Origin of the sequence: Sphaerisporangium aureirubrum (assembly GCF_042658925.1) — a bacterium.
GTDB classification, from domain to species: Bacteria; Actinomycetota; Actinomycetes; order Streptosporangiales; family Streptosporangiaceae; genus Sphaerisporangium; species Sphaerisporangium aureirubrum.
Genome location: NZ_JBHSRF010000001.1, coordinates 147,086 through 172,585 on the forward strand (window position 1 = coordinate 147,086; position 25,500 = coordinate 172,585).

The 25,500-nt window shown below is 71.2% G+C and carries 19 protein-coding genes; 10 read left to right on the top strand and 9 right to left on the bottom strand.

Translation table 11 applies throughout. The features are described from left to right. Positions 1-67: 67 nt before the first annotated feature. Positions 68-1,405, bottom strand: coding sequence for an extracellular solute-binding protein (locus tag ACFP1K_RS00670; protein ID WP_380745921.1), 1,338 nt, complete (start codon positions 1,403-1,405; stop codon positions 68-70). A 651-nt stretch (positions 1,406-2,056) separates the two neighbouring features. Between ACFP1K_RS00670 and ACFP1K_RS00675 the strand changes: the two genes are divergently transcribed. Together ACFP1K_RS00675 and ACFP1K_RS00680 are read left to right on the top strand one after the other, a co-directional pair. Next, positions 2,057-4,855: a P-loop NTPase gene (locus ACFP1K_RS00675; protein ID WP_380745923.1), complete on the top strand. Its 2,799-nt coding sequence runs from the start codon at positions 2,057-2,059 to the stop codon at positions 4,853-4,855. Positions 4,856-5,214: 359 nt separating this feature from the next. Then, complete coding sequence (locus ACFP1K_RS00680; protein WP_380745925.1) at positions 5,215-7,197, top strand: glycosyl hydrolase family 28-related protein; 1,983 nt, start codon at positions 5,215-5,217, stop codon at positions 7,195-7,197. A 96-nt stretch (positions 7,198-7,293) separates the two neighbouring features. On the opposite strand, the gene ACFP1K_RS00685 is transcribed toward ACFP1K_RS00680, so the two are convergent. The 3 genes from ACFP1K_RS00685 to ACFP1K_RS00695 all read right to left on the bottom strand — a co-directional run bounded on the left by ACFP1K_RS00685 (position 7,294) and on the right by ACFP1K_RS00695 (position 12,206). Next, positions 7,294-9,069, bottom strand: coding sequence for a glycoside hydrolase family 6 protein (locus ACFP1K_RS00685; protein ID WP_380745927.1), 1,776 nt, complete (start codon positions 9,067-9,069; stop codon positions 7,294-7,296). Between the two features lie 54 nt (positions 9,070-9,123). After that, positions 9,124-11,535: a glycoside hydrolase family 6 protein gene (locus tag ACFP1K_RS00690; RefSeq protein WP_380745929.1), complete on the bottom strand. Its 2,412-nt coding sequence runs from the start codon at positions 11,533-11,535 to the stop codon at positions 9,124-9,126. Between the two features lie 317 nt (positions 11,536-11,852). Then, positions 11,853-12,206, bottom strand: a complete 354-nt coding sequence (locus ACFP1K_RS00695) for a VOC family protein (protein WP_380745931.1) — start codon at positions 12,204-12,206, stop codon at positions 11,853-11,855. Between the two features lie 162 nt (positions 12,207-12,368). Between ACFP1K_RS00695 and ACFP1K_RS00700 the strand changes: the two genes are divergently transcribed. The 6 genes from ACFP1K_RS00700 to ACFP1K_RS00725 all read left to right on the top strand — a co-directional run bounded on the left by ACFP1K_RS00700 (position 12,369) and on the right by ACFP1K_RS00725 (position 19,618). Next, a complete protein-coding gene (locus tag ACFP1K_RS00700; RefSeq protein WP_380745933.1) occupies positions 12,369-13,673 on the top strand; it encodes a phenylacetate--CoA ligase family protein in 1,305 nt (434 codons plus the stop codon). Positions 13,674-13,730: 57 nt separating this feature from the next. Then, the gene (locus ACFP1K_RS00705) at positions 13,731-15,026 is read left to right on the top strand and encodes an MFS transporter (RefSeq protein ID WP_380745935.1); all 1,296 of its coding nucleotides are present in this window, start codon (positions 13,731-13,733) and stop codon (positions 15,024-15,026) included. 36 nt (positions 15,027-15,062) lie between these two features. After that, positions 15,063-15,584, top strand: coding sequence for a pyridoxamine 5'-phosphate oxidase family protein (locus ACFP1K_RS00710; RefSeq protein ID WP_380745937.1), 522 nt, complete (start codon positions 15,063-15,065; stop codon positions 15,582-15,584). Positions 15,585-15,623: 39 nt separating this feature from the next. After that, the gene (locus tag ACFP1K_RS00715) at positions 15,624-16,052 is read left to right on the top strand and encodes a VOC family protein (RefSeq protein ID WP_380745939.1); all 429 of its coding nucleotides are present in this window, start codon (positions 15,624-15,626) and stop codon (positions 16,050-16,052) included. Positions 16,053-16,272: 220 nt separating this feature from the next. Further along, on the top strand, positions 16,273-17,049 hold the full coding sequence (locus ACFP1K_RS00720) for an alpha/beta hydrolase family protein (RefSeq protein ID WP_380745941.1): 777 nt from the start codon (positions 16,273-16,275) through the stop codon (positions 17,047-17,049). Positions 17,050-17,335: 286 nt separating this feature from the next. Further along, positions 17,336-19,618, top strand: a complete 2,283-nt coding sequence (locus ACFP1K_RS00725) for an ATP-binding protein (protein WP_380745943.1) — start codon at positions 17,336-17,338, stop codon at positions 19,616-19,618. 302 nt (positions 19,619-19,920) lie between these two features. On the opposite strand, the gene ACFP1K_RS00730 is transcribed toward ACFP1K_RS00725, so the two are convergent. The 5 genes from ACFP1K_RS00730 to ACFP1K_RS00750 all read right to left on the bottom strand — a co-directional run bounded on the left by ACFP1K_RS00730 (position 19,921) and on the right by ACFP1K_RS00750 (position 23,704). Beyond that, on the bottom strand, positions 19,921-20,094 hold the full coding sequence (locus ACFP1K_RS00730; RefSeq protein WP_380745945.1) for a hypothetical protein: 174 nt from the start codon (positions 20,092-20,094) through the stop codon (positions 19,921-19,923). Continuing rightward, on the bottom strand, positions 20,087-20,563 hold the full coding sequence (locus ACFP1K_RS00735) for an ATP-binding protein (protein ID WP_380745947.1): 477 nt from the start codon (positions 20,561-20,563) through the stop codon (positions 20,087-20,089). Before ACFP1K_RS00735 ends, ACFP1K_RS00730 begins: the two co-directional genes overlap by 8 nt. Positions 20,564-20,565: 2 nt before the next feature. After that, positions 20,566-20,772 (bottom strand): DUF5999 family protein, encoded by a 207-nt coding sequence (locus ACFP1K_RS00740; protein WP_380745949.1) that lies wholly within the window; start codon positions 20,770-20,772, stop codon positions 20,566-20,568. A 263-nt stretch (positions 20,773-21,035) separates the two neighbouring features. Then, the gene (locus ACFP1K_RS00745; RefSeq protein ID WP_380745951.1) at positions 21,036-21,404 is read right to left on the bottom strand and encodes a DUF742 domain-containing protein; all 369 of its coding nucleotides are present in this window, start codon (positions 21,402-21,404) and stop codon (positions 21,036-21,038) included. After that, the gene (locus ACFP1K_RS00750) at positions 21,401-23,704 is read right to left on the bottom strand and encodes a sensor histidine kinase (RefSeq protein ID WP_380745953.1); all 2,304 of its coding nucleotides are present in this window, start codon (positions 23,702-23,704) and stop codon (positions 21,401-21,403) included. Before ACFP1K_RS00750 ends, ACFP1K_RS00745 begins: the two co-directional genes overlap by 4 nt. 220 nt (positions 23,705-23,924) lie before the next feature. Between ACFP1K_RS00750 and ACFP1K_RS00755 the strand changes: the two genes are divergently transcribed. Both ACFP1K_RS00755 and ACFP1K_RS00760 read left to right on the top strand, forming a co-directional pair. Continuing rightward, positions 23,925-24,869: a DMT family transporter gene (locus tag ACFP1K_RS00755; protein ID WP_380745955.1), complete on the top strand. Its 945-nt coding sequence runs from the start codon at positions 23,925-23,927 to the stop codon at positions 24,867-24,869. After that, on the top strand, positions 24,866-25,483 hold the full coding sequence (locus ACFP1K_RS00760; protein WP_380745957.1) for a GntR family transcriptional regulator: 618 nt from the start codon (positions 24,866-24,868) through the stop codon (positions 25,481-25,483). Before ACFP1K_RS00755 ends, ACFP1K_RS00760 begins: the two co-directional genes overlap by 4 nt. Positions 25,484-25,500: the final 17 nt, after the last annotated feature.

Sequence of the window (25,500 nt, forward strand, 5' to 3'; positions counted from 1 at the left end):
CCCCTCCGGCTCGCCCAGCATATGCGGACAATTCGCCCAACCGGAGGGTCGTGTTTCTCGGCCTAGGTCACTTGCCGATGACGGCGTTCATGTTCGACACGAACTCCTTGGGGGAGATGGACAGCTGGAACAGGCTGGAGATGTTGTCGAGCAGCACCTCGGCGGCCGTGGGGCTGAGGGCCTGGTCCCAGGACTGGCCGAAGGTCTTGGCCTTGCTGGCGACGCCGTACACGAAGCTCAGCCACTCGGCGTCCTTGGAGGCGCTGAGCAGGCTCTCGGTGCCCTTGACGATGGGGACCGAGCCGGTGGCGATCCAGTCCTTGACCTCGGCGTCGGTGGACAGGCCGGTGGACAGGAACTTCTTGGCGATGTCCTTCTGCGCGGGGGTGGCCTGGGAGTAGATCGAGAGGTACTGGGCGGGGTTGCCGACGGTGTTGCTCGGGTCGCCCTTGCCGCCGTCGACCGGCGGGAAGCTCATGTACCCGAGGGAGCCGCTCGGCACGAAGTCGCCGCCCTCGGTGGCGAGGATGCCGTAGCTCCAGCTGCCGTGGAGCATCATGGCCGCCTTGCCGGTGTGCAGGAGGGCCTGGTCGGCGTTGGAGTCCGCGGTGATGGACGAGAAGCCCTTGATGAAGCCCTTGGCCTTGACGAGGTCCTGCACCTTGGTCAGCGCGTCGATGGAGGCGGGGTTGGACCAGGCGTCCTTCTCGCCGTCGAACACGGCCTGGAACACCTCGGGGCCGCCGATGCGGTCGAACAGGAACTCCAGCCACATCATGTTGGTCCAGCGCGACTGGCCGGCCAGGGAGAACGGCGCGATGCCCTTGGCGTTGAACTTGGGCACCAGGTCCATGATGTCGCCCCACGACTGCGGGGGGCTCGCGCCGATCTGCTCGAAGAGCTTCTTGTTGTAGTACAGGACGATCGGCTGCACGCGCTCGATGGGCAGCGCGTAGACCTTGCCGTTGACGGTCCCGGCGCCGAACGCCGAGTCGAACAGCCGCGCCCGGACCGCCGGGTTCTGGTCCAGCCACGGCGTGAGGTCGTCGACCTGCCCGGCCTGCACGTAGCTGCGCAGCGTGCCGCCGCCCCAGCCGAAGACGAGGGTGGGCGCCTGGCCCGCGCCGAGCGCCGTCTTGATCTTCGTCTTGTAGGCGTCGTTCTGGAAGGTCGTCGCGGTGATCTGGCCGTTCGGGTTGGCCTTGTTGAACCGGTCGACGGCGGACCGGCGCACCCCTTCCGCGGGCTGCGCGGACAGGAACCAGTAGGTGGCGTTGCCGGCGTTGCCTCCGCCTCCGGCGCCGCCGCCGGGGCCGGAGGTGCCGCAGGCGGCGAGCGCGGCCCCGACGGGCAGGCCCATGGAGAGGGCGAGGAAGGTACGGCGAGACGGTGTCCTGGGCTCCACGTTGATCTCCGTACTCGAAGGCCGAGGACTCGCCACGGCTCGTTGGGGGTCGGTGGTGTCGCCGACGAGCCGGAATCAGCACCTTCCGATGCCGGTCGTCCATTCTCTCGGGGATCGGTGCAATGAAAGTTTCATAATATTTCCGATATATCCGTGCGGCACGCAATCTAGATTTCATGTGTGCGCATGTCAAGGGCCATCCACACCGGTCAAGGTGACCTGGTCATCCGCCCCGAAAGGGAGTGAAATCCGGTCACGAAAGCCGCTGCGGAGGGTGACTGCCGGTCAGCGTGCCGGAACGGTGACGGACCCCACGACCCGGCGTTCATCGAGGCGTCCGGCACCCGGCCGGCGGCACGACCACGCCGGCTCCCCGGGCGGCCAGAGGATCTTCGTGTTCGCGCCGGCGCGGCCGTCGCGCGCGGCGGCGCGGAGGAGCATCCCGCCGCGGCGATCAGAGCCATCGTGCAAGGACGGCACCGGGTCGCGATCGGCGGACCATGATGCCGTGCCACTCCATGTCACCGTTATTCGGCGAGAAACTGTGGCGGATTCCGGTGTGTGGCGACAATCCTGGAGGGGAGCGGTCATGCGGAGTTCCCCCGGATTTCCGGAGAGTGGCGACGTCGTGTCCGAGAGCTGGGGAGGATCATGGATTTCGGCAAGGAGAATGACCTCTGCGCACGGATCGCCGCCAGTCTGCGGAAGGGGAAAGAGGCCAGGCCGCTGGCGCTTCTGGTGGGCTCGGGACTGAGCCGGCCCGCGGTTCCCGGGGTGCCGGAGATCGTCAAAGCGGTGCGGGCCAGCCTCGGTGAGGAGGCGGCGGAACTCGACTCCTCGCTGGAAGGAGCGGTCGACGAGGGGGAGATGTATCGCCGGGCATTCGCTTTCCTCGGTCGGCGCCGGGACCCGGAGGAACGTGACAAGATCATTCGCCTGTGCGTGCTCAGCGCTTACCGGAAATCTCTCAAGACCCAGGCTGATATCGCCCAGGACAAACTCGTCGACTACGAGGCGGACGTCGACAACTGGAAATTACCGCCTGGCGTCGAGGCGCTCGGAAGAATATGGCGAGGGCTGCCCACCCATTTCCGCGGACCCATCGTCACCACCAATTTCGACCCGCTCTGCGAGATCGCCATCGGCCGCGCGGGCGGGCAGGCGATCCGCCGCATCATGGAGCACGACGGCGCCTTCCTGCGCGACGTCGACGTGCGCACCCTGGACGTGCCGCAGGTCGTCCACCTGCACGGATACTGGCGGGACTCGGCGACGCTGAGCATGGCCGCCCAGCTGGACCGCGAGCGTCCCGCGCTGGCGGGGTCGCTGCGGGTGCTGCTCACGCAGTACACGCTGGTGGTCATGGCGTACCGGGCCTGGCGGGACGTCGTCACCCAGCAACTGGTGCAGATCATCCGCGAGCAGTCGGCGCGCGAGCTCGACGTCCTCTGGTGCTTCTACGGTGGGGAGGCCGAGCTGCTGCGCACGGCCGGGGAGAACGACCTCATCGCGAAGCTGCTCGAAGCGCCGGGCAACATCCAGTTCTACGTGGACATCGACGTCAACACCACCCTGCCCGCGCTGGAACGCAAGGTCTCCGACCACCTGGAGTTCCCCGAGACCGTGCGGTACACCCGGGGCCGCGGCAGCCTGCTGGGCTGGATCCCCGTCACCGACCAGCTGCTCACCGGCAGGGACACCGAGGAGGACGATCTCGCCGCGATCGACTTCTTCGACGGACGGCTGCCCAACTGGCGGGACGCGGTCAACCCGCGCATCCCCAAACGGGAGCTCGTCGGGGCCCTGATCGGGCGCCTCAACGTCACCCTCTACCAGCCCCGCGCGTCGCTCACGCTGGTCCACGGGCCGAGCGGCGAGGGCAAGACGACCGTGCTCATGCAGGTGGCGGCGGCCATCGCGGCGCGTAACCCCTCCATCGTCGTGCAGTTCAGCTCGGACGGCCGGTGGGGCTCGGTCGACGAGATCCGCTCGCTGCCGCCGGAGTCCAAGCACCTGCTGGTGATCGACGACGCGTTCCGGTCCATCGACCGCCTGCGCGACCTCGTCGCGGAGATCAACAAGGCGGGGCTGTCCCACATCCACCTGCTCCTCGGGTCGCGGGACACCGACTGGCGCAACGCCGGGGGGTTCGCGTTCACCTGGAACAAGTACATCCCCGACCGGAAGTACTTCCGGCTGCGAGGCGTCAGCCCGCTCGACGCGGCCGAGATCATCACGTCCTGGGAGGCGCTGGGGGAGCAGGCGCTCGGGGCCATCGCGTCGCTGAGCCACGACGAGCGGGTGCGCGAGCTGCTCGACGCCGCCTCCGAGCAGAGCAGCCAGAACGACGGCGCCTTCCTCGGCGCGCTGCTGAAGACCCGGTACGGCGACGGGCTGTCGGACCACGTGCGCGAGCTGCTGGTGCGGCTCGACCAGCACCGGCTCAACACGCTGGACGGCGAGTCCGAGTACACGCTGCGCGACGTGTTCTTCCTCATCGCCCTGCCGCACGCCGCCGGCGTGCGCACGCTCACCTCCGTCGTGCTGGAGGAGTGCTTCGCCCTCACCCAGCAGGAGGTCTTCGCGAGCATCGTGCTGCCGCTCGGGAACGAGGCGGCGGCGTCGTACAACGGCAAAGAGATCCTGATCCGCCACGGCCTGATCGCGCGCACCGCCTGCGACCTGGCCGAGGACGTCGGCGCGGACCTCGCCGAGACCACCGTGCGGCTGGTCAGGGGCGCGATCCGGGCCATCGACCGCCACGGCCCGCGCGGCGACCTGCTCGACCTCGCCTACCTCTCCGCGAACCTCAAGGACCCCGACCTCGCCATCGTCGCCGCGGAGGCCGCCGTCGAGGCCGCGCCGAACCGGCTCTCCTACCGGACCAGCCTCAGCCGGGCGTACCGTCTCGCGGGCAGGTGCCGGCCGGCGGTGGACGTGGCGGTGGCGACCCTGCCCCTGCTGATGACCGCCGAGGACGCCGCGACCGGCACCCGTCCGGTCTTCACCGAGTGGGGGGTGGTCGAGGGGACCATCGGCCACCCCGCGCGCAACGCGGTGCTGGCCGGGGCCGCGCTCCAGGACTACGACCGGTTCGGCAAGCTCAGCGGGAGCCACGCCTCCACGTCCATCTCCTGTCTGGGGCTCGCGCTGCGCAGGCTGTGGGAGGTGCACAAGGAGCAGGTGTACCTCCGGGGGCTGGCGGCGGTGATCGCGGTCGGACGGGTCGTGCACGAGTCGGACGGGCAGACGAACCTGCACCGCCGGTGGCTCGTCGACCTTGAGGCGATCATCGACAGGCACGGTGTCGCGGCCGACGGCCTGCCCGCCTCCCACCACCTCACCGAGGCCTGCCGGGCCGCCCTCGGCAGGCTGGAGGAGCCGTTCCCGTCGAACATGCCGCCGCTGCGGTTCGCCTTCAAGAGCCTGATGCGGCTCGCGGGGGAGTGAGCGCGGGCTCCCGCGCCGCTCGTCGTCGCGCCGGTCGTCCCGGCCGGTGCCGTCCTGCTGTCCACGGCCGCACGGCGTGCGCTCTGTTTGCGAAAAGTTGCAAGCGCTTACGACGACAACCGCAAGAAGCAAGTGTCACGCCGTACCTAGAGAGCAAGATTACGAAACTATTTCGCAGGACCCTTGTGGAACGGGGCATCCGACGCCTACTGTCACCTCACCCTCACGGCGTTCGTGCTGCCTTCGAAACATCGTGAGGTCGCTCACCCCCCGAGAGAAACGAGCATTCGATGTCACGGAGGTTCACAGGGGCAGTGGCGAGGTGGTCCGGCGGATCGCGGCGTGCCGTGGTGGCGGTCGTGGCGCTGGCGGCGACCACCGCCGGCCTCGGCGCGGTGCCGGGCACCGCACTCGCCGACAAGGGCCGCTCCCCCGTCGTGACGCGGGCCGCCCTCGACCCGTCGCTGGTGGCGGGGCGCGGCGCCCGCGTCGGCTTCCTCGAACAGGAGGCGGAGAACGCCGCGACGAACGGCACCGTCATCGGGCCGGACCGCGCCGCGTACACGCTGCCCTCGGAGGCGTCCGGCCGCAAGGCCGTCAGGCTGACGCCGGGGCAGTACGTCGAGTTCACGCTGCCGAGCGCGGCCAACGCGATCACCGTGCGCTACAGCATCCCCGACGCGCCGACCGGCGGCGGCATCACCGCGCCGCTCGACGTCACGGTGAACGGCGGCGCCAAGAAGGTGATGACCCTCACGTCGCAGTACGCGTGGCTGTACAACCAATATCCGTTCAGCAACGACCCGAACGGCGACCTGCTGCACCCCGACTGGTGGATCACCGAGTGCCAGTGCGTGCCGAACGCCACCACGCCGGCCCCGGTGATCACCAAGCCGTTCCGGCCGTCGCACTTCTACGACGAGCAGCGCCTCCTGCTCGGCAGGACCTACCGCGCCGGTGACCGGGTGCGGCTGACCGCCCCCGCCGGGAGCGGCGCCGCGTGGACCGTCGTCGACCTGCTCGACTCCGAGCTCGTCGGGGCGCCGCACGTCCGGCTGGTGGCGGCGAACGTGCTGCTGTTCGGCGCCGACCCGCTCGGCAGGCGCGACTCGGCGGACGCGTTCGACAAGGCCATCGCCTTCGCCAAGCGCAACAGGCTCAAGGTGTACATCCCGCCGGGCACCTACCAGGTGAACCGCCACATCCTCGTGGACGACGTGACGATCGAGGGCGCGGGCAACTGGTACACGATCGTCAAGGGCCGCGAGGTCGCCCTTCCCACCCCCGCCCCGGACGGCTCGGTGCACACCGGCGTCGGCTTCTACGGCAAGGACGCGGCGGCGGGCGGCAGCAGGAACGTCCACCTGTCCGGCTTCGCCATCGAGGGCGACGTGCGCGAGCGCGTCGACACCGACCAGGTGAACGGCGTCGGCGGCGCGCTGAGCGACTCGACCATCGACGGCCTGTACATCCGCCACACCAAGGTGGGCATGTGGTTCGACGGCCCGATGCGGAACCTGCGCGTCACCGGCAACGTGATCGTCGACCAGATCGCCGACGCCATCAACTTCCACACCGGCGTGCGCGACTCGCTGGTGGCCGACACCTTCGTCCGCAACACCGGTGACGACGGCCTCGCGATGTGGTCGGAGAAGACCGCCAACACCGGCAACACCTTCGACCACAACACCGTGCAGACCCCGGTGCTCGCCAACGGCATCGCCGTCTACGGCGGCACGGACAACACGGTGTCCAACAACCTCGTGGCCGACCCGATCCGGGAGGGCAGCGCCCTCCAGGTGGGTTCCCGCTTCGGCGCCGAGGCGTTCACCGGGCACCTGTGGATCAGGAACAACACGACGGTGCGGGCCGGCACGTTCGAGCTGAACTGGAACATCGGTCTCGGGGCGATCTGGTTCTACGCGCTGGAGAAGACCATCGACGCGGACATCCAGGTGGTGGGCAACCACTTCCTGGACAGCACCTACAACGCGATCATGCTGGTCAGCGAGTGGGGCGTGAAGGACCTGTACTCGATCTCCAACGTCCACTTCAAGGACATCAGGGTGGACGGCACCGGCACCTCGGTGGTCAGCGCCCGGGTGGCCGGTTCGGCGACGTTCGAGAACGTGGACGCCCGCAACGTCGGCGCCGTCGGCGTCAACAACTGCGGGTCGTTCCACTTCACCCCGGCCGGCTCGGAGTTCTCCCTGACCGACCTCGGCGGCAACGACGGCGGCGGCACCACCGGCCCCTGGCTCGCCGCCTGGGAACTGCCCAACACCATCACCTGCGACGACCGCCCGCCGGTCGTGGCGCCCCCGGCGCCCTCCCCGTGGTGACCCTCCGATAGGCCCTCCTTGGCCGGGCCGCCGCGCACGGCCCGGCCGAGGGAGGCCGTCCGGCGAGAAAGCCCGGCCGGCCCGCGAGTCAGCCGATCACAGCGACGGGTAGGCGTTGGCGACCAGCATGGCGAACTGGGCGTGGTGCCAGCGGCCGGTGTGCGGGGCGCCGGGGAGCGAGCCGTTCAGCTCGTCGGTGTCGTAGCGGCCGTAGCGGGTCGGGTCGCACATCGGGTCGTACCGGGCGTTCGGGTCGTCCTCGTCGGTGATGGGCGGCGTGCTGACGCCGTCCGACTCGCCGGGGGGCTTGATCCAGAGGTAGGCGTGGATCCCGCTCGCGGGGGCCGCCCTCGGGCGTTCGCCGAGGCCCGCGCCGGTCTGGTTGCAGAAGTTGAAGTGATAGGAGCGGCGGTCGATCCTGCTCTCGTCCACGTAGGTGTTGAGCTGGGTCGACGTGCTGACCGCGGACGGGCGGGCCGGGCCGCCCCAGCCGTTGCGCGAGGTGTCCACGACCATACCGATCGAGGCGGAGAAGCCGCGGCTGATCAGGGCGTTGCGCAGTCCCGTGGCGTAGTCGCGCTCGTCGAAGACGCGGTTCCAGTCGAAGTAGCTGCTGGTGTACACCGGGCTCCCGCCGGCGATGTGCGCCGGGTCGGGCAGGAAGACCTCGTCGATCGGGACGTAGTCGGTGACGTTGGTGGCGAAGCCGTCCACCGCGGCCAGGCCCTGCGCGGCGCCGCGCACCGTGGTGGTCAGCCGGTCGAGGAATCCCGGCAGGACGGTGTCGTAGCCCATCCAGGGGGAGAGCCCGGCGTCCAGGTAGAGGTAGGTGTTGGGGACCGCGCCGAGCGTGTTCAGGGCGTACCGGATGCCGTCGGTGTACACGCCGCTCGCCAGGGCGGTCTGGCACATGGGTTCCTCCTGGTTGGTGGCCATGGACAGCGCGGCCAGCGAGCGCGGCTCGACGACGAACGCGACGTGCAGGCCGCGGTAGCGCGGCCGGGCGACGATCTCGGCGATCGGGTCGATGAACTCGGCCCTGTACCTGTTCAGGCCGGTGCTCGACGCCAGCTCGCCGCCGCCCGCCGGGTTGGTGCAGTCCCGGTACGGCAGGTCGTACAGCACGAAGGTGGCGTACGTGGCCTGCTGCGCGAGGGCGCCCTCCAGGTGGTCCACCAGGGTCCGGGTGACGCCGCCGCCGCCGGTCACCTTGGAGATCCGGTCCAGCCAGACCGCGGTGGAGACGTCCGCGACCGCCCGCATCCGCCGCGCGGCGTCCCCGCCCGCCGTGACGGCGGACGACTCGACGTTGGCCGACCAGTCCGGGTTGACGTAGCCGCGCCCACCGTCGAACGGGTTGGCCGGGTTACCGGTGGTCGGCGTCGGCGTCGGAGTCGGCGTTGGCGTGGGGGTCGGCGTTGGCGTGGGGGTCGGGGTGGGGGTGCCGGGAGGGGTGCACGTCACGCCGTTGAGCGTGAAGGCGGCCGGGTGGGGGTTGCTTCCCCGCCACGTGCCGTTGAAGCCCATCGTGAGCGTCCTGCCCGTCGGCACGTCGGCGTCCAACGGCTGGTTCCGCGCGGTGACCCGGGTGCCCGTCTGCCGCCACACCGCCCCCCAGCCCTGGGTGAGGACCTGGCTCCCGGGGAACGCGAAGGCCACCGTCCAGCCCCGGAACGCGCCGCCGGTGTTCCTGACCTCCAGGGTCGCGGTCAAGCCCCCGGAACCGGTGCCCCACTGCCACGCCGTGTACTTGGCCTCGCACGAGGCGGCGGCCGACGACGCGCTCTGCGCGGTAAGCACGCCAGCGGTGGCGAGGGCGAGCGCCACCGGCACCGTCAGGGCACGGTACCGGCGGCCGGTCCCGGGTCTCATAGAAGGTCCTCTCCTGGAGCGGGGCCGGGCGCCTGGACGCCCGGCCTGCGGGGGTCAGAGCGCGGGGTAGGCGTTGTCCACCAGCATCGCGAACTGCTCGTGGTGCCAGTCGCCGTAGAGCGGGGCGTTGGGCAGCGCGTTGGTCAGCACGATCGGGTTGAACCGGTTGGTGGCGGCCGGGTCGCACATACGGTCGACCACGGATCCCGGAGGCACCACAGGGCCGCCCACGCCGTCCGACTCGCCCGGCGGCTTGACCCACAGGAAGGCGTCCACGCCGGGGAGCGGCGCGGCCACCGGGCGGGCGCCGACGCCCGCGCCCCGCTGGTTGCACCAGCTGAACCGGTACGGGCGCCGGTCCACGCGGCTCTGGTTGACGTAGGGGTCCAGTTCGGTCGAGGTGCTCACCGAGGTAGGCCGGTTCACCCCGCCCCAGCCGTTGCGCGAGGTGTCGATCACGGTGCCGATGGAGCTGGACAGGCCGCGCTGGATGAGGGAGGCGCGCATCGCCGTCGCGTAGTCCCGCTCGTCGAAGTAGGGGTTCCACTCGAAGAACGTGGCCGAGCGGAGGGGGACGCCGCCGAACATGAGGGTGGCGTCGGGGAGGAAGGGCTCCTCGGTGGGGATGTAGTCGGCGACGTTGGTCGCGATGCCGTCCAGGCTCGTCGCCCCGCCGGCCGAGCCCCGCACGGTGGAGGAGATCAGGGTGGCCAGCGCGCCGAAGTTGTCGTCCCAGCCGATCCATCCGGAGTGCCCGGCGTCGAGGTAGGTGTAGACGTTGGGCAGCGGCGAGAGCCGGTCCAGGGCATGGCGGATGCCGTCCACGTAGACGCCGCTCTGCGCCGCCGCCACGCAGGACGGGTAGTTGTTGCCGGTCACCAGATCGGCCAGCGAGCGCGGTTCGATGATCGTGGCGATGCGCAGCCGGGAGTACTTGCTCTTGGAGACGATGGAGGCGATGGCGTCGATGTACTGGGTCTTGTACCAGTTCAGGCCGTTGTCCGCGGCGTGCAGCTCGGCGGGCGACACCTGGGCCAGGCAGTCCTTGTCGGGAAGGTCGTACAGCACCAGGGTGACGTAGCCCGCGTTCTGCGCCAGAGCGTCGTCCAGGTGGGCCTCCAGGCCTCGGACGCCGACGGTGCCGGTGACCTTGGCGATCCGGTCCAGCCAGATCGCCGTGGGCACCGTCCTCAGGCGGCGCATCCGCTCCGCGGCGGACCCGCCTGCCGTCGCGGCGGAGTTCTCGACGTTGGCCGCCCAGTCGGCGTTGACGTACCCGGACACCCCGATGAAGGGGTTGTCGACCGGGACGGTGGGCGAGGCGGTCGATCCCGGGACGTCGTTGTCCAGCTCGGCCACGTTCAGCGACACGGTGCCGCCGCCGCTGATCTGGCTGCTGCGGAAGTCGAAGACGGCCGTGCTGTTCAGCGAGTCGGCGTCCTCGGCCGCGGTCACGAGGATGGTCTGCGGGACGTTCCAGTTGCCCTGGGTGAAGGTCAGCGGGCCGCCCACGGCCAGGTCGGTGTCACCCTGGACCCGGCCGGCGACGACGATGGTGTCGAGGGTCGGCCGCGCGCTGAGCCGCACCTGCACGATCCCCTGGCCGCCCTCGGGCACGATGAGCGCCGTGGGGGTGATCAGGATCCGCAGCGGGGTCGAGCCGGGGCCGTCGTTGTCGATCTCGGCGGCGTTCCACAGCACGGCGCTGCTGCCGGGGATCTGGCTGCTGCGGGTGTCGAAGATGGCCGTGCCGTTGGTGGTGTCGGCGTCCTCGGCGGCGGTCACCGCGAAGTTCTGGGGGATGTTCCAGTTGCTCGGGGTGAACGTCAGCGGCGGGCCGCCGGCCAGGTCGGTGTCACCCTGGACGCGGGCGGTGCCGACGATGATGTCCCGGGTGGGCTGCGAGTTGAGCCTGATCTGGGCGCTCGCCTGACCGCCCTCGGGCACCGACAGCGTGGTGGGGATGACGATGATGCGCAGCGGGGACGGGAACGTCGGGGTCGGGGTCGGGCTCGGCGTGGGGCTCGGGATCAGGACGTAAGCGCACGGCACCCCGTTGACGGCGAAGTCCCTCGGGGGCGGGTTGCCATCGGTCCAGTTCCCGTTGAACCCGACGGTGAAGGACGCGCCGGTGGCGACCGAGCCGCTCCAGGCCTGGCTCTGCGCGGTGACCCGCTGGCCGGACTGGGTCCAGGTCGCCGCCCAGCCCACGGTCAGCTGCTGGCTGCCCGGGAACGTGAAGCTCAGCGTCCAGGCCGTGAGGGGGTCACCGGTGTTCTTGACCACGATGGACGCCGTGAAGCCGCCCGATCCCGTGCCCCACGTGTTGGAGGTGTAGACGAGCTCGCAGGCCACCGCGGCGTCGGCCCGCGGCGAGGTGACGAGCACCAGCCCGGCCGCGGCCAGCACCGCCGCCGTGAGGATCGTCAGGACCTTGCGGTGGAATCGGCTCTGCGCATGCCCCATTGACAATCATCTCCAAGATGGATCTCACCGTGAGCCGCCGTCCCCGCCGTGACGCCGCCCATCGCCCATCCGGGTCTCCCGCCGCCGGACGCTGGTGTTCCAAGGGTCGGCATGTTTCGGGAAGGTGTACATAACGCCGCGGCCGCGCTGCCGGGGGTGAGTCGCTAAATGAGCGGGGCAGCATGGCCGAATCAGCGCGGAACCTCGGCGGACACCGTCCGGAAGCTGGGTAAACGGCCATCCGCGGCCGGACAACCCGGTGAAAGATTCAGCTCACCCGGCCCGCGGATCCTCCGCGAGCGGGAGCCGATGTGCCGCTAGGAGACGGGCTCCAGGAACTCCAGGCGGTTGCCGTGCGGGTCCTCGGAGTGGAAGCGGCGCAGCTCCGGGATCTCGTCGGCGTAGGTGACGGGGTAGCCCGCCTCGGTGAGGCGGCGGGCCCAGTCGTCGAGGTTCCGGACGAGGAGGCCGGGGTGGGCCTTGCGGGCGGGGCGGAAATCGGGCTCGACGCCGAGGTGCAGCTCGATGCCGTCGCCGCGGAACCAGCAGCCGCCGCGGGCGGCCAGCACGGGCGGCTTGGGGATCTCGGTCAGGCCGAGCACATCCTCGTAGAACGCGCGGAGCACGGGCTCGCTGCCCGGGGGGCAGCCCAGTTGCACGTGGTGGATCACCGGGGGTACCTCACGCTTCCGTAGGTCTCGCGCGCGCCGGGGGAGGCCGCGCGCGATCCCCATCATCGTTCATCGGCCCGGGCCCCCCAGGACCGCATCACGGAAGATGTGGGCGGGCCCGGCGGGGTGGCAGCATTCTTCGATGTCGGTGAGGAGAAGCGCATGAGCGAGGAACTGCCGAGGGCCGACCACTGGACGAGCTTCGACCAGCTGTGGGCGGCGCAGGACAAGCAGCTGCACATGGTGTTCGAGCAGGTGGCGAAGTCCCCCTTCTACCGGGAACGGTTCGGCGGCCGGCCCGTCACCGGGCTCGACGGGCTCCCGATGACCTCCAAGGAGGATCTGCGGGACAGCTATCCGTTCGGAATGCTGGCGGTGCCGAAGACACGGCTCGCCACCTATCACGAGTCCAGCGGGACCAGCGGCGCCGCGACACCCACCCCCACGTACTACACGGCGGAGGAATGGGCCGAGCTGGTCGACCGGTTCCTGCGCAACTCGATCCCGATGACGGCCGAGGACACGCTGCTGGTGCGCATCCCGTACGCGCTGGTGATGGCCGGGCACCTCGCCCACCAGGCGGGCCTCGCCGTCGGCGCCACGGTGATCCCGAGCGACTGCCGGTCGCTGGCGTCGCCGTACTCGCGGGTGGTCCGCGCCCTGCACGACCTGGACGTCACGCTCACGTGGTCCACCCCGAGCGAGTGCCTGGTGTGGGCCGCCGGGGCCGAGCTGGCCGGGTACCGCACCGAGACCGACTTCCCGGCCCTGCGGGCGTTCTACACCGCCGGTGAGCCGCTCAGCCCCGCGCGCCGCGCCAGGATCAGCGAGCTGTGGGGCGGCACACCGGTGCTGGACGTGTACGGCTCCACCGAGGTCGGCTCGGTCGCGGGCACCTGCCCGGCGGGCGTCATGCACTTCTGGGCCGACCGCCTGCTGCCCGAGGTGTACGACGCCGCGACCGGCACGTTCGCCCGCGAGGGCGCCGGGCAGCTCGTGGTGACCCCCCTGTACCAGGAGGCCATGCCGCTGATCAGGTACGACCTCGGGGACGACGTCGAGATCCACTACGCCGAGTGCGAGTGCGGCTGGTACCTGCCCACCATCCGGGTGCTCGGCCGGATCTCCCACGGCAACGAGGTCGCCGGCAAGAGCCTGTCCGTACGCCAGGTCGAGGAGGCCGTCTACCGCCTGCCCGTCGAGCTAGGCGTGCTGTTCTGGCGGGCCCAGGCCCGCCCCGACCGTCTGGTCGTGCAGATCGAGGTCGACCGGCCACACGCCTCGGACGCCCGCGCCGCGCTGACGACCATCGCCGAGGAACTGCTGGACGTACCGGTCGCGGTGGAGCCCGTTCCCCTCGGGACGCTGGTCCCGTCCGAGCTGCTGCTCGGGAGGCTGGACGCGATGAAGCCGCGGCGGCTGTTCGGGCCGGACGAGGACTGGGACGCCGCGATCCTGCGCTGCTGAAAGGCCGGGCGGGAAACTCGCTGGGGCGGGCAACAGGAGTGATGGCACACTTCACTCGTGACCGAACCTTCTGGACAGATCGCCGTCGCCCAGCACAAGAACGATCGGCCCGACCTTCGGCGGCTGCAGAGGCGGACGCTCGGTGTGCTCTCGGCGGCGCAGATCGCCGGGGGGATCGGGGTGGCCACCGGGGCCGCGCTCAGTTCTCTGGTGGTGGCGGAGATCTCGGGGTCGGTGGCGATCAGTGGGTTCGCCGGGACGGCGACGGTGCTCGGGGCCGCGTTGCTGGCGATACCGGCGGCGCAGCTCGCCGGGCGGGCCGGGCGGCGGGCCGGGCTGCTGCTCACGTACGGGGTCGCGGTGCTCGGGTGCCTGATCTGCGTGGGGGCCATCTCGATCAGGTCGTGGCCGCTGCTGCTCCTTGGTCTGGTGCTGTTCGGGGCGGCGAGCGCGGGTAATCTCGCCGCGCGGTACTCCGCGACCGACCTGTCACCGCCGGGTCACGCCGGGCGGCACCTGTCCCTGGTGGTCTGGGCCGCGACGATCGGGTCGGTCGCCGGTCCCAACCTTGCCGACCCCGCCGGGCACGCCGGTGCCGCGCTGGGGCTCGGCGCCGAGGCGGGGCCGTTCGCGCTGGCCGCGCTCACGTTCGCGCTGGCGGCCGTGATCGTGGTCGCGGGGCTGCGTCCCGACCCGCTGCTCGTGGCCCGGGGCACTCCGGGCGAGGGGGACGGCGGGCCGGTCGCGCCGAAGAGGACTCTGCGCGGGTCGTGGCGGGTGGTGCGGGAGACGCCCGCCGCCCGGCGCGCGCTGGTGGCGATCGCGGTGAGCCACACGGCCATGGTGTCGATCATGTCGATGACGCCGGTCCACCTCGACCACGGCGACATGGGCCTGTCGATCATCGGGATCGTCCTGAGCGCGCACATCACCGGCATGTACGTCTTCTCCCCGCTGGTCGGCTGGCTCGCCGACCGGATCGGCGCGATCCCCGTCCTGGTCATCGGCCTGCTCCAGCTGCTGCTGGCCGCCGGGCTCGCCGCCTCCGCCGCCCCGCACGACGTCGCCCTGCTCAGCCTCGGCCTGTTCCTCCTCGGCACGGGGTGGTCCTGCGGCCTGGTGGCCGGGTCCGCCCTGCTCAGCGAGTCGGTGGCCCTCGACCACCGCCCTTCCGCCCAGGGCCTCTCCGACCTGCTGATGAACGTCTGCGGCGCCACCGGCACGATCGCCGCGGGCCTGATCGTCGCCACCGGTTCCTATGCCCTGCTGGGCATCGCCGTGGCCGTCCTGGTGGCGATCCCCGCCGTGTGGCTCGGTCTCGGACCGCCCCGCCGGACGGCCGGCGCCCGCTGACCGCGAAATGTCGGTGGCGTCGGTCAGAGTGGCCGAATGCACGAGACCGACTCCGAGCTCGAAGAGCTCCAGGCCCTGCTGGACGTCTCCCTGGCGGGTTCCACCGCCCACCTGCGCTCCATCGTCAAGCCAGGCGAACGCACGATCCCGGCGCGACAGCTCACCGAAGTCCTCACCGGCATGTGCACACTCGCTCTCTCCACCGTCACCGCCCGCGGCGAGCCCAGGATCGGCGGCGTGGACGGCCACTTCCTCCACGGCAAGTGGATCTTCGGCACCTCCACCACCGCCGCCAAGGCGGTTCACCTGCGCACCCGCCCTGCCGTGAGCGCCGCCCACATGCGCGGCGAGTCCCTGGGCGTCTTCACCCACGGCGCCGCCCGCATCCTCAACCCCCCCGACGCCCCCGCCGACCCCGGGTGGCCGGAAACCCTGGCCTACCTGACCACCCACTACGGGGAATCCCCCACCAACTGGGGCGACGTCGCCTACTACCGCCTGGACCCCCACTGGATGATCGTCTACACCTTCGACCCCAAGGACATCACCCCCGCCTGACCCGCGGGGGATTGTCGGTGGGGTGCACATACTGGGGGGATGGAAGCTCGGATTTCGCTGATCACACTGGGTGTGGCCGATCTTCGTCGGTCGTACGAGTTCTATCGGGACGGGCTGGGGCTGCCCACCACCCGCAAGCCGGAGGAGGGGATCGTCTTCTTCCAGATGTCGGGGACGGTGCTGGCGTTGTATCCGTACGGGGAGCTGGCGGAGGACGTCGGGCCGGGGTGGGATGTGCCGCGGTCGAAGTTCACGGGGATCACGCTGGCGCACAACGTCAGGGAGCGGCATCAGGTCGACGAGACCCTCGCGCTGGCGGCGGAGGCGGGGGCCGAGATCGTCAAGCAGGGGCAGGACACGGCCTGGGGCGGGTATACGGGGTACTTCACCGACCCCGACGGCTATCTCTGGGAGGTGGCGTGGGGGGCGTTTCCGTTCAAGGAGGACGGGTCGCTCGACGTGGGGTGACCAGGGGCCGGCGTTCCCGTTCGAAAGCGCGGGAAAAGGGGTGAAGCGGAGAGCGGTCGGGCTGGTAGCTTGCAGGTGGCCGTGACATCGCACGAGGAGGTGAGACCCATGAACGCTGTATCGACGTGGGTGCTCCCCCGGTTCGTCATGGCCGGGCGATCGAGGTAGGTGTCGCCGGGAGCGCCCCGAACCCCATGGCGATCCCGAAGGGCAACAACCTATGCATTCTGTGCGTTTCACCGCGGAGACATCGTCGGACGGTGTCGTCGAGCGCGACTTCACCGTGGGTGAGGTTCCGGGCGTGCTCTGGTCGCCGGTGTCCGGCTCCGGCTCCGTGTCCGGCCGCGCGCCTCTGGTGCTGCTGGGGCACGGCGGCGGCCAGGACAAGAGGGCACCGGGGATGGTCGGGCGTGCGCGGCGGCTGGTGACCGGCTGCGGGTTCACCGTCGCGGCCGTCGACGCGCCGGGACACGGCGGCCGGCCGCGCACGGCGGCCGACGAGCGGCAGATCGCCGCGCTGCGGCAGGCGATGGCTGCGGGCGAGCCGGTCGGCCCGATCGTCGTCCGGTACAACGCCGAGCTGGCGGAGCGGGCCGTGCCGGAATGGCGGGCGACCCTGGACGCCCTCCAGGAACTGCCGGAGATCGGCGCCGGAGGGCCCGTCGGGTACTTCGGCCTGACCATGGGCACCGCGATCGGGGTGCCGTTGACGGCGGCCGACCCCAGGATCACCGCCGCGGTCTTCGGCGTCTTCTGGCACGACTCCCTGACCGAGGCGGCGAGACAGATCACCGTGCCCGTCGAGTTCGCGCTCCAGTGGGACGACGAGCACATCCCCCGCGAGTCCGGTCTCGCGTTGTTCGACGCCTTCGCCTCGAAGGAGAAGACGTTGCACGCCAACGCGGGCACACACATGGCGCTGCCCAGGTTCGAGGCGGACAGCGCGGTCCGTTTCTTCGCCCGGCATCTCGGCCGGGCCGGCACATCACCGGCCTGATGTGACAGGCGGCGGCGCCCGGCCGCCGGCCGGGCGCCGATATCTCCTTATGGAGGAAATGGGCGAAGGTTTGCCGTGTGGTGGCGGGATCGGTGGGTGGGGCAGTGCGAGAGGTGGGCATAAGGGGCGTGGGCCGACCTTCAGGCCTTCGCAGGGGCATGGTGATGCGGGGGATGCGGCGCCGGGCTCAGGCAGTGGGGAAGGTATGGGACATACCTCGGGGGAGCATCGGCGGGCGCGGGGAATGCCCGCCGAGGTGACGAGCTTTGTCGGACGCCGGCAGGAGATGGCCGACGTACGGTCGAAGCTGTCCACGTCGCGGCTGGTGACGCTGGTCGGCGCCGGCGGGGTGGGCAAGACCCGGCTGGCCGCCCGCATCGCCACCGAGGTGCGGCGCGCCTACCCGGGCGGGGTGTGGTTCGTCGAGCTGAGCACGGCCGAGACCTGCGATCTGCTGCCGCAGAGCGTCGCCGACGCGCTACGCATCCAGGAGGACCCGGCCCGCCCGGCCATGGAGTCCGTCGTCGAGTACCTCAGGGACCGCCGCGCCCTGCTGATCCTCGACAACTGCGAGCACCGGCTGCACGACTGCTCCGTCCTGCTGCAGGAACTGCTCGCCTGCGCCCCCGAGCTGCAGGTGATCGTGACCAGCCGCCAGGCCCTCGGCATCGCCGGAGAGCAGACCCTCTCGGTCCTGCCCCTCCCGCTCCCCGACCCCGACCGCCCGGGCCTGCCCACCGAGAACCTCGCCCAGGTGGACGCGATACGGCTGTTCGCCGAGCGCGCCGCCGCCGTCGTCCCCGGCTTCGCCGTCACCGACGGCAACCGCGATGCCGTCGTGCGCATCTGCCGCCGCCTGGACGGCATCCCCCTGGTGATCGAGCTCGCCGCGGTACGGTTGCGCGCCCTGTCCGTCGGCCAGCTCCTCGAACGCCTCGACGACCGGTTCCGCCTGCTCACCGCGGGCTCCAGCGCGGCCAGCAAGCGGCACCAGACGCTCCGCGCGCTCATCGACTGGTCCTACGAGCTGTGCACCGGGCCCGAGCGGCTGCTGTGGGGCCGGGCCTCGGTCTTCGCCGGCAGCCTGGACCTGGAGGCCGCCGAGGCCGTCTGCCCGGGGGACGGGATCGCCCGCGAGGAGGTCATCGACCTCGTCATCGGGCTGGTGGAGAAGTCGGTGCTGCTGCGCGAGGAACACCCCCGCGGCGTGCGGTACCGCCTGCTGGACACCATCCAGGAGTACGGCGCCGAGAGCCTGGCCGCCTCGGGCGACCACGAGCGGCTCGCCCTGCGGCACCGCGACTATTACGCGGGCATGGCCGCCGCCGCCCGGGAGCGGCTGTTCAGCGGTGCCCAGCTGGAGCTGCTGACCAGGCTGCGGCTGGAGCACGCCAACCTGCGGGCCGCGCTGCGCTTCTCCCTGGACCACCCGGACGGGGCCGAGACCTGCCTGCGGATGGCCATCGACCTGCTCTACCACTGGAAGACCAGCAACCACGTGCGGGAGGGGCGCCGGTGGCTGGACGAGGCGCTCGCCCAGGTCACCGAGCCCAGCGGGACGCGGGCCCGCGCGCTGGCGGGCAACGGCTGGCTCGCGATCTTCCAGGGGGAGAAGGCCGACGCGCTGGCGATGCTCATGGAGAGCCGGAGCCTCGCCGAGCGGCTCGGCCTGGACGAGGTGCTGGCCGACGTCGTCCTGTACTCCGGGATGATCGCCATGGACGACCGGGACCCCGAGTCGGCGAAGAAGCTGTACCACGAGGCGCTGGCCGGTCACCGGGCCGCCGGGAACGACCGGGGGGTCGCGCTGACGCTGAACCGGCTGTGCCTCGCCTATTCGGAGGAGGGCGAGTCCGAGCGGGCCGTCGCCGCCGCCGAGGAGTCCCTCTCGATCTGCGCGGCGCACGGCGAGGGCTGGCACCGGGCGTACGCGCTGATGGCGCTGGCCGTCGAGATGTGGCGGCGGGGCGAGGTGACGCGGGCGACGTCCCTGGCCCAGGACAGCCTGCGGTTCACCGGGGCGATGGACGACTGGCTCGGCATCAGGGTCGCGCTGGAGGTGCTGGCGTGGGCCGCGGCGCGGGACCGGGACTGCGGGCGGGCGGCCCGGCTGCTCGGCGCGGTCTGCAACGTCCGGCGCACCCCCGGCATGCCGCTCTCCGGTTTCGGGCATCTCGCCGAGTTCCATGACGAGTGCACGGCCCGCATCAGGACGGCCATCGGCCCGTCGGGCCTGGCCCGCGCGGCCTCGGAGGGAGCGTGGCTCCCGCTGGAGGAGATCCTCTCCTACGCCCTCGGCGAGCGGGAACTGGCCAGCGAGCCCGCCGTTCGCCCGTCCCCCCTGACCCGCAGGGAGACCGAGATCGCCGAACTGGTCGCCCGCGGCCTGAGCAACAAGGAGATCGCCGCCACCCTGGTCATCGCCCAGCGCACCGCGGAGGGCCACATCGAGCACATCATGGGCAAACTGAGCGTCCACTCCCGCGCCCAGATCGCCGTCTGGGCCGAGGAACAGCGCGCCTCCCACGGCCCGGAGCCTCCGGCCGGCACCAACCAGCCGGGCCACTAGCGAAGCGGGTCGATCGGTGGCACGGCTCCGCGCTGCTCAAGGGGCGGCGGGCCGGGAAACGCGGTGGTGCGGCTCCGGAATGCTCACGGAGCGGCGGGCCGGGACGCGTGGTGGTGCGGCTCCGGAATGCTCACGGAGCGGCGGGTCGGGACGCGTGGTGGTGCGCCTCCGGAATGCTCACGGAGTGGTGGGGGCCGGGGATTCGCGGTGGCGCGGCTCCGGGGAGTTCACGGAGCGGTGGGCCGGGTGGAGTACGTCGATCGGTGGTGCGCCCCCGGAGTTCGCACGGGGGATGGGGGTGGTCAGTAGGGGAGGACGCGGCCTGAGGGGGTGCGCAGGTCGGGGGTTTCCGTTTCGGGGCGGCGGCGGGCCCGGCGGAGGCGGAGTTCGCGGACCAGGCCGGGGCGGCCCGCCCCGGGGGCCGGGGTGGTGCGGGTGCCCTGGGCGCGGGGGTCGGAGGCCGGGGTGTCAGGCATCGTGGTGGCCGTTTCCGGGGGAGCAGGCGACCTCGAACCAGACGACCTTGCCGGTGGGGACGGGGTAACTGCCCCAGCGGTCGGAGAGCGCTTCCATCAGGTACATCCCGCGTCCGCCCTCATCCGCTTCGTGCGGGCAGCAGATCGCCGGCATGGCCGGGTTGGTGTCGCGCACCTCGCAGCGGCAGGTGCCGTTGTCCATCGAGAGGGTGATCACCGCGCCCCACGCGTGACGCATCGCGTTGGTGACGATCTCGCTGACCAGCAGCTCGATGACGTCGCCGCAGGTGGGAACCCCCCACTCGGCGAGCTGCCTGCGCACCCGCCGGCGGATCCGGGGGACCGTGGTCGGCTCGGGGGCCAGCAGCCAGGAGGCCCGGGACCCGTCGCGCCATGCCGATCGCACGGGCAGGACCGGCCTGCTCTGGGCGCGTGTGGCCATCCGGGCGTCCGACGTGATCACGGACATGGTCACGCCGCCTGCATGTACGAGCGATTGGGGGGCGTCCGGTGGATGGGGACGCTGCGCCCGTCCGGCATGAGCTCACCAGTGTCGTCGAAGACAACCACGCCGTTGCAGAGCAGTCCCCACCCCTGCTCGGGGTGGAACGCCACCATGCACGCCGCTTCGTGGTCTACGGCGTTCGCGGGCGGGCACTGAGGTTCGTGGTGACACATGGGACTTACCTTCGTATCTGATCTATCTCGTGGCTGTCGTGGGCTTTGCCATCGCGTCGAGTATGCCTCGAACGGTTAATACCAAGTAACGGGATAACTACCCATTTCGCTACCCATAGCGCCCAAATAGGTACGAAACCTTTACCTGCCACGACTACCACGCTGACCTGCCCCCTCGCGGGCCCCCTCCCCGCGTAGAGACGGAAAAGCCGTGGGGGTACCCGGTAGGTCAGGACCGGATACCCCCACGACCGGGAGATGGATCACAGAGCCCGCAGACCCTGGATCACCTCCCGAAGGATGCGCTCTTCAGGTAGCGACGAGACGGACGCGGGCGGCCGTACGGTGATCAGCTGCTGGTCGCGCAGATCGCCGAGCAGGACGCGGGTGACCGTCAGCGGCAGGCCGCTGTCGGAGGTCAGGTCGACCACCGAGATCGGCTGCGTGCACAGGCGCAGCACCCGCATGTGCTCCGGCCCGAGACCGGGGCCTGGACGTGCTCCCGGGACGATGCGGACGATCGCCACCATGTCGAACGCCGGGCCGGTGGGCCGGGTACGGCCACGAGTGACCGTGTACGGACGGACGAGTGGCCCGGCGTCCTCGTCGAGCCAGCGCTCTCCGTCGCTCATGACATATCCCCCTCCCCGTCACGCGCTCGCTGCCAGCCTGCCCGGAACGAGGAGAACATGTCCGGCGACGGCCCGGGTGGCTCCGCCGGCGGCTCGTCCACGGCCCCGGCCGCGCCCGCCGCCCGCTCCGCGGCGGCGGCCCTGGCCGACTCCCTCAGCTGGGGCGCGAGGCTGGCCTGGCGCACCCGGTGTGGCAGGCCGAGGCTCCGGCCCTTCGCCGCGCCGGAGTCGCCGCGCACGTCGGGGGCGGGGGCGACGTCGTCGTCACCGACGACCAGTACCTCGCTCTGGGAGAAACCGTCGGATTCGTCCGGCTCGGCGTCCAGCGGCGCACGGTGAGCGGGCACGTAGCCGTCACCGTTCACCTTCCGGAAGCCGTTCCCGTTGCCGTTGGACGGTGTCGCGACGGCGCCCGCCTCCAGCGCGGTGATCTGCTCGACGGAGTACCCGCCCCCCGCGGGGATCCGGGTCACGAGGCCGTCGGGGATCAGGATGATCGCCGTGGTGCCGCCGTACGGGGAGGTGCGCAGGGATACGCGGATGCCGCGCCGGGCCGCGAGACGGCCGACCACGAACAGCCCGAGCCGGTCGCTGTCGGCCAGGTCGAACTCCGGCGGGTCGGCGAGCCGCTGGTTGATGTCGGCCATCTCCTCGTGGGTCAGCCCGAGACCGCGGTCCTCGACCTCGATGACGAAGCCGCGGGCCACCGCCTCGCCGCGGACCTCCACGTGGGTGTGCGGCGGGGAGAAGATCGTGGCGTTCTCGACCAGCTCGGCGAGCAGGTGGATGACGTCCGTGGTGGCCGCCCCGCTGAGCGCCAGGTTCTCCGGGATGGTGAGGTGCACCCGCAGGTAGTCCTCGACCTCCTCCACCGCCGCGCGCACGACGTCGTAGAGCGGCACGGGGTTGCGCCAGCCACGCCCGGGGACGGCCCCGGACATGATGATCAGGCCTTCCGCGTGCCGCCGCATGCGCGTGGTGAGGTGGTCGATGCCGAAGAGGTCCTCGAGCAGGTCGGGCTCGGTCACCCGCTGCTCCAGGGAGTCCAGCATGGTCAGCTGCCGGTGGAGCAGCGACTGGTTGCGCCGCGCCAGATTGAGGAACACCTTGCTGACGCCCTTGCGGATCTCGGCCTGGCCGACGGCGGCCTCGATCGCGGTGCTCTGCACCGAGGTGAAGGCCCTGCCGACGTTGACGATCTCCTCGGTGCCGCCGGTGCTGATCGGCGGCGTGTCCGAGGCGACGTCGACGTCCTCGCCGCGCCGCAGCCTGCGGACGACCTCGGGCAGCTTGTGGTGCGCGAGCTCCAGCGCGGCGCGCTGCAGCTCGACCAGCTCGGCGGTGATGCGCCGGCCGAACCGCACGCTGACGTACAGCGACAGGCCGATGCCGACCAGACCGAGCAGGGCCACGATGCCGACCTGCCACAGCGTCTGGGCCGCGATGCCGCCGGCCCGGTCCGCGACCTGCTGGGCGGCGATGCCGGCCTGCTTGTCGAAGGTGATGCTGAGGCTCTGGATCGTGGAGCCCCAGGTGGCGGAGGCGCCGGGCAGCGGACGGCCGGGCCTGACCTCGTTGTTGACCGAGTCCTCGATCGAGGCGTACCGGGTGTAGGCCGGCGAGTTCTGCAGAACGATGTACGGCCGGCGCAGTTCGGCGTCCATGAGCTGGAAGCCCATCTCGTACAGCAGGCGCCGCTTGGTCGTCATCGACGTGAACAGCGTGCGTTCCTCGGCCGTCATGGCACCGAGGCCGACCACGGCGGCGAGCAGGGAGGCCTGCTCGTTCATCAGCTCGCGGCTGCGGGCGAGCAGGGTCAGGGCGCGGGTCGGCTCGCTGAGCGAGGGGTCGTCGGACAGCTGGTTCTTGTCGTAGATCCGGGTCACCGCGTCCGACATCAGCCGGTAGGCGTCGAGCGCCAGCATGCGGGTGAAGCTGCGGGTGTCGACGCGCGCGCGGATGTCGGGCAGCCGCCGGGTCACGCTGACGAAGTCGGTGACGGCGGTGAGCAGCGCGGGATTGGTGACCTCGCGGACGTTGTCCGCCAGTGCCAGCTTCTCCAGGACGGCTCGGGACCGGTCGGTCCTGGCTCGTTGTTCGTCCAGCTCACTGCGCTCGGCGGAGCCGGACCCGAGGTAGAGCAATGATAAATAGCGCTCCTGCTGGATGTTTGCCGTGACGGCCCGTGCCGGGCTGATCACGTTGTCGTAGACCGTTCTGATCTGCAGGAGCCGCAATCCATCCTGCGTGGTGATCGTCGCGGCGAACGTCCAGATCCCGATGAGGGAGACCAGTGGCACCAGTACCAGTGTCAGGATCTTGAACTTGATGGATCTTCTTTGCCCGCCCATGTGACCTCGCAGGGGAACCGGATCGTTACACGCGGGTTATTGGTGGCGAAACATTACCAACGGGGATCGTGCGTAGGTAGTGCCCTCAAGCAACGAAACGGCTCCTTTTGAGCAGGAACTCCAACTTAACCGGTAGCGTTATGTGTCTAGTTGTCAGACAATCCATGTCATGACAACAGATCATTTCGCCGGGCGCCGGACCGCCTCCGGTGCCGCCGCCGTGGTGGCCGCCGCGGTGCTGTGGGGGACCGCGGGCACCGCCGGGACCCTCGTGCCGGACGGCTCGGCCGGCCCGGTCGCGCTCGCGGCGGCGCGTCTGGTCATCGGCGGCGCCCTGCTCGCCGTGCTCGCCGGTCCGGCCGCCCTGGCCGCCCTGCTGCGCGCGCGCCCCGTGCCGCTGCTCGCCGCCGCCGGCGCGGTGGCCGCGTACCAGTTGTGCTACTTCGCCGCCGTCGGGCGGACCGGCGTGGCGATCGGCACCGTGGTCGCCATCGGCAGCGGCCCCGTCTTCACCGGGTTGCTGTCCTGGCTGTGGGACCGTGAGCGGCCCGGCCGCCGCTGGAGCCTCGCGACGGCCGCCGCCGTGGCCGGGTGCGCGGCCCTGGTCTCCGGCGGGCAGGCGGTCGGCGCCGACCCGCTCGGCGTGCTGCTGGCGCTGGCCGGCGGCCTGCTCTACGGCTTCTACGCCGTCACCGCCGCGCGGACCATCACGGCGGGGGCGCCCTCCGGCGCGGTGATGGGTGTGCTGTTCGGCGGGGCGGCGGTGATCATGCTGCCCGTCCTGCTGTGGCACGGCCCGGCCTGGCTCGCCGAGCCGCGCGGGCTGCTCACCGCCGTGTACCTCGGCTGCGCCACCACCGCCCTTTCCTATTACCTGTACGGCCGGGGCCTGCGCACCACGCCGGTGGCCCGCGCGGCCACCCTCGCCCTCGCCGAGCCCGCGGTCGCCGCGCTGCTCGGCGTGCTCCTGCTGCACGAGCGCCTCGCCCCCGTCTCGTTCGCGGGCCTCGCGCTGCTCGGCGCCGGCCTGGTCGCGGTCGCCCTCCCCGAGCGGCCCCGCCCGGCCGCGCCGGTACCGCCCCGGGCGCGGGGGAAGGCACAATCGTCGGCGTGAAGCTGCGCCCTGTCTCCACGGTCGAGGCCCTCGCCGCCGACCTGCGCCGGCGGGTGCTCTCCGGCGAGATCGCCCCCGGGACCCCCCTGCCCGAACAGGAGCTGTCCGCCCGGTACGGCGTGGCGAGGCCCACCGTCCGGGAGGGGCTGGCCGTCCTGGTGCACGAGGGCCTGCTGCGGCGCGAGCCCAACCGCAGCGCCTACGTCCCGGAGGTCACCCTCGGCGACCTGGCCGACCTGATGTTCGTGCGGCGCCCCCTGGAGGGCCTGATGGCCACCAAACTGGCGGGCAGCCGGGTGCCCGGGGCCGACCGCGCGTTGTCGCGGATGGCCGCCCTCCCGCCGGACGCCCCGTGGGCCGACGTCGTCGCCGAGCACATGGCCCTGCACGAGGAGCTGATCCTCGCCGTGGGCAGCCCCCGGCTGGAACGGGTGTACTCCGTGCTGGCCGCCGAGACCCGTCTCGGGCTGGTGCGGCTGCGCACCGTGTACCAGGACAGGGAACGGCTGGTCGCCGAGCATCTGGGGCTGCTGAGGGCCATCGCCAACGGGCCCGCCGAGGTGGCGAGAAGGGCGGTCTCGGCCCATTTGGATCACACCTGGGGCGCTGATTAGCCACTTCCCTTGCACGG

Bases quoted from the DNA above. Each gene is read 5' to 3' on its own strand.
- ACFP1K_RS00675 (WP_380745923.1), top strand. From the start codon at position 2,057: ATGGATTTCGGCAAGGAGAATGACCTCTGCGCACGGATCGCCGCCAGT.
- ACFP1K_RS00685 (WP_380745927.1), bottom strand. From the start codon at position 9,069: ATGAGACCCGGGACCGGCCGCCGGTACCGTGCCCTGACGGTGCCGGTG.
- ACFP1K_RS00690 (WP_380745929.1), bottom strand. From the start codon at position 11,535: ATGGGGCATGCGCAGAGCCGATTCCACCGCAAGGTCCTGACGATCCTC.
- ACFP1K_RS00700 (WP_380745933.1), top strand. From the start codon at position 12,369: ATGAGCGAGGAACTGCCGAGGGCCGACCACTGGACGAGCTTCGACCAG.
- ACFP1K_RS00710 (WP_380745937.1), top strand. From the start codon at position 15,063: ATGCACGAGACCGACTCCGAGCTCGAAGAGCTCCAGGCCCTGCTGGAC.
- ACFP1K_RS00715 (WP_380745939.1), top strand. From the start codon at position 15,624: ATGGAAGCTCGGATTTCGCTGATCACACTGGGTGTGGCCGATCTTCGT.
- ACFP1K_RS00720 (WP_380745941.1), top strand. From the start codon at position 16,273: ATGCATTCTGTGCGTTTCACCGCGGAGACATCGTCGGACGGTGTCGTC.
- ACFP1K_RS00725 (WP_380745943.1), top strand. From the start codon at position 17,336: ATGGCCGACGTACGGTCGAAGCTGTCCACGTCGCGGCTGGTGACGCTG.
- ACFP1K_RS00730 (WP_380745945.1), bottom strand. From the start codon at position 20,094: ATGCCTGACACCCCGGCCTCCGACCCCCGCGCCCAGGGCACCCGCACC.
- ACFP1K_RS00735 (WP_380745947.1), bottom strand. From the start codon at position 20,563: ATGTCCGTGATCACGTCGGACGCCCGGATGGCCACACGCGCCCAGAGC.
- ACFP1K_RS00740 (WP_380745949.1), bottom strand. From the start codon at position 20,772: ATGTGTCACCACGAACCTCAGTGCCCGCCCGCGAACGCCGTAGACCAC.
- ACFP1K_RS00745 (WP_380745951.1), bottom strand. From the start codon at position 21,404: ATGAGCGACGGAGAGCGCTGGCTCGACGAGGACGCCGGGCCACTCGTC.
- ACFP1K_RS00755 (WP_380745955.1), top strand. From the start codon at position 23,925: ATGACAACAGATCATTTCGCCGGGCGCCGGACCGCCTCCGGTGCCGCC.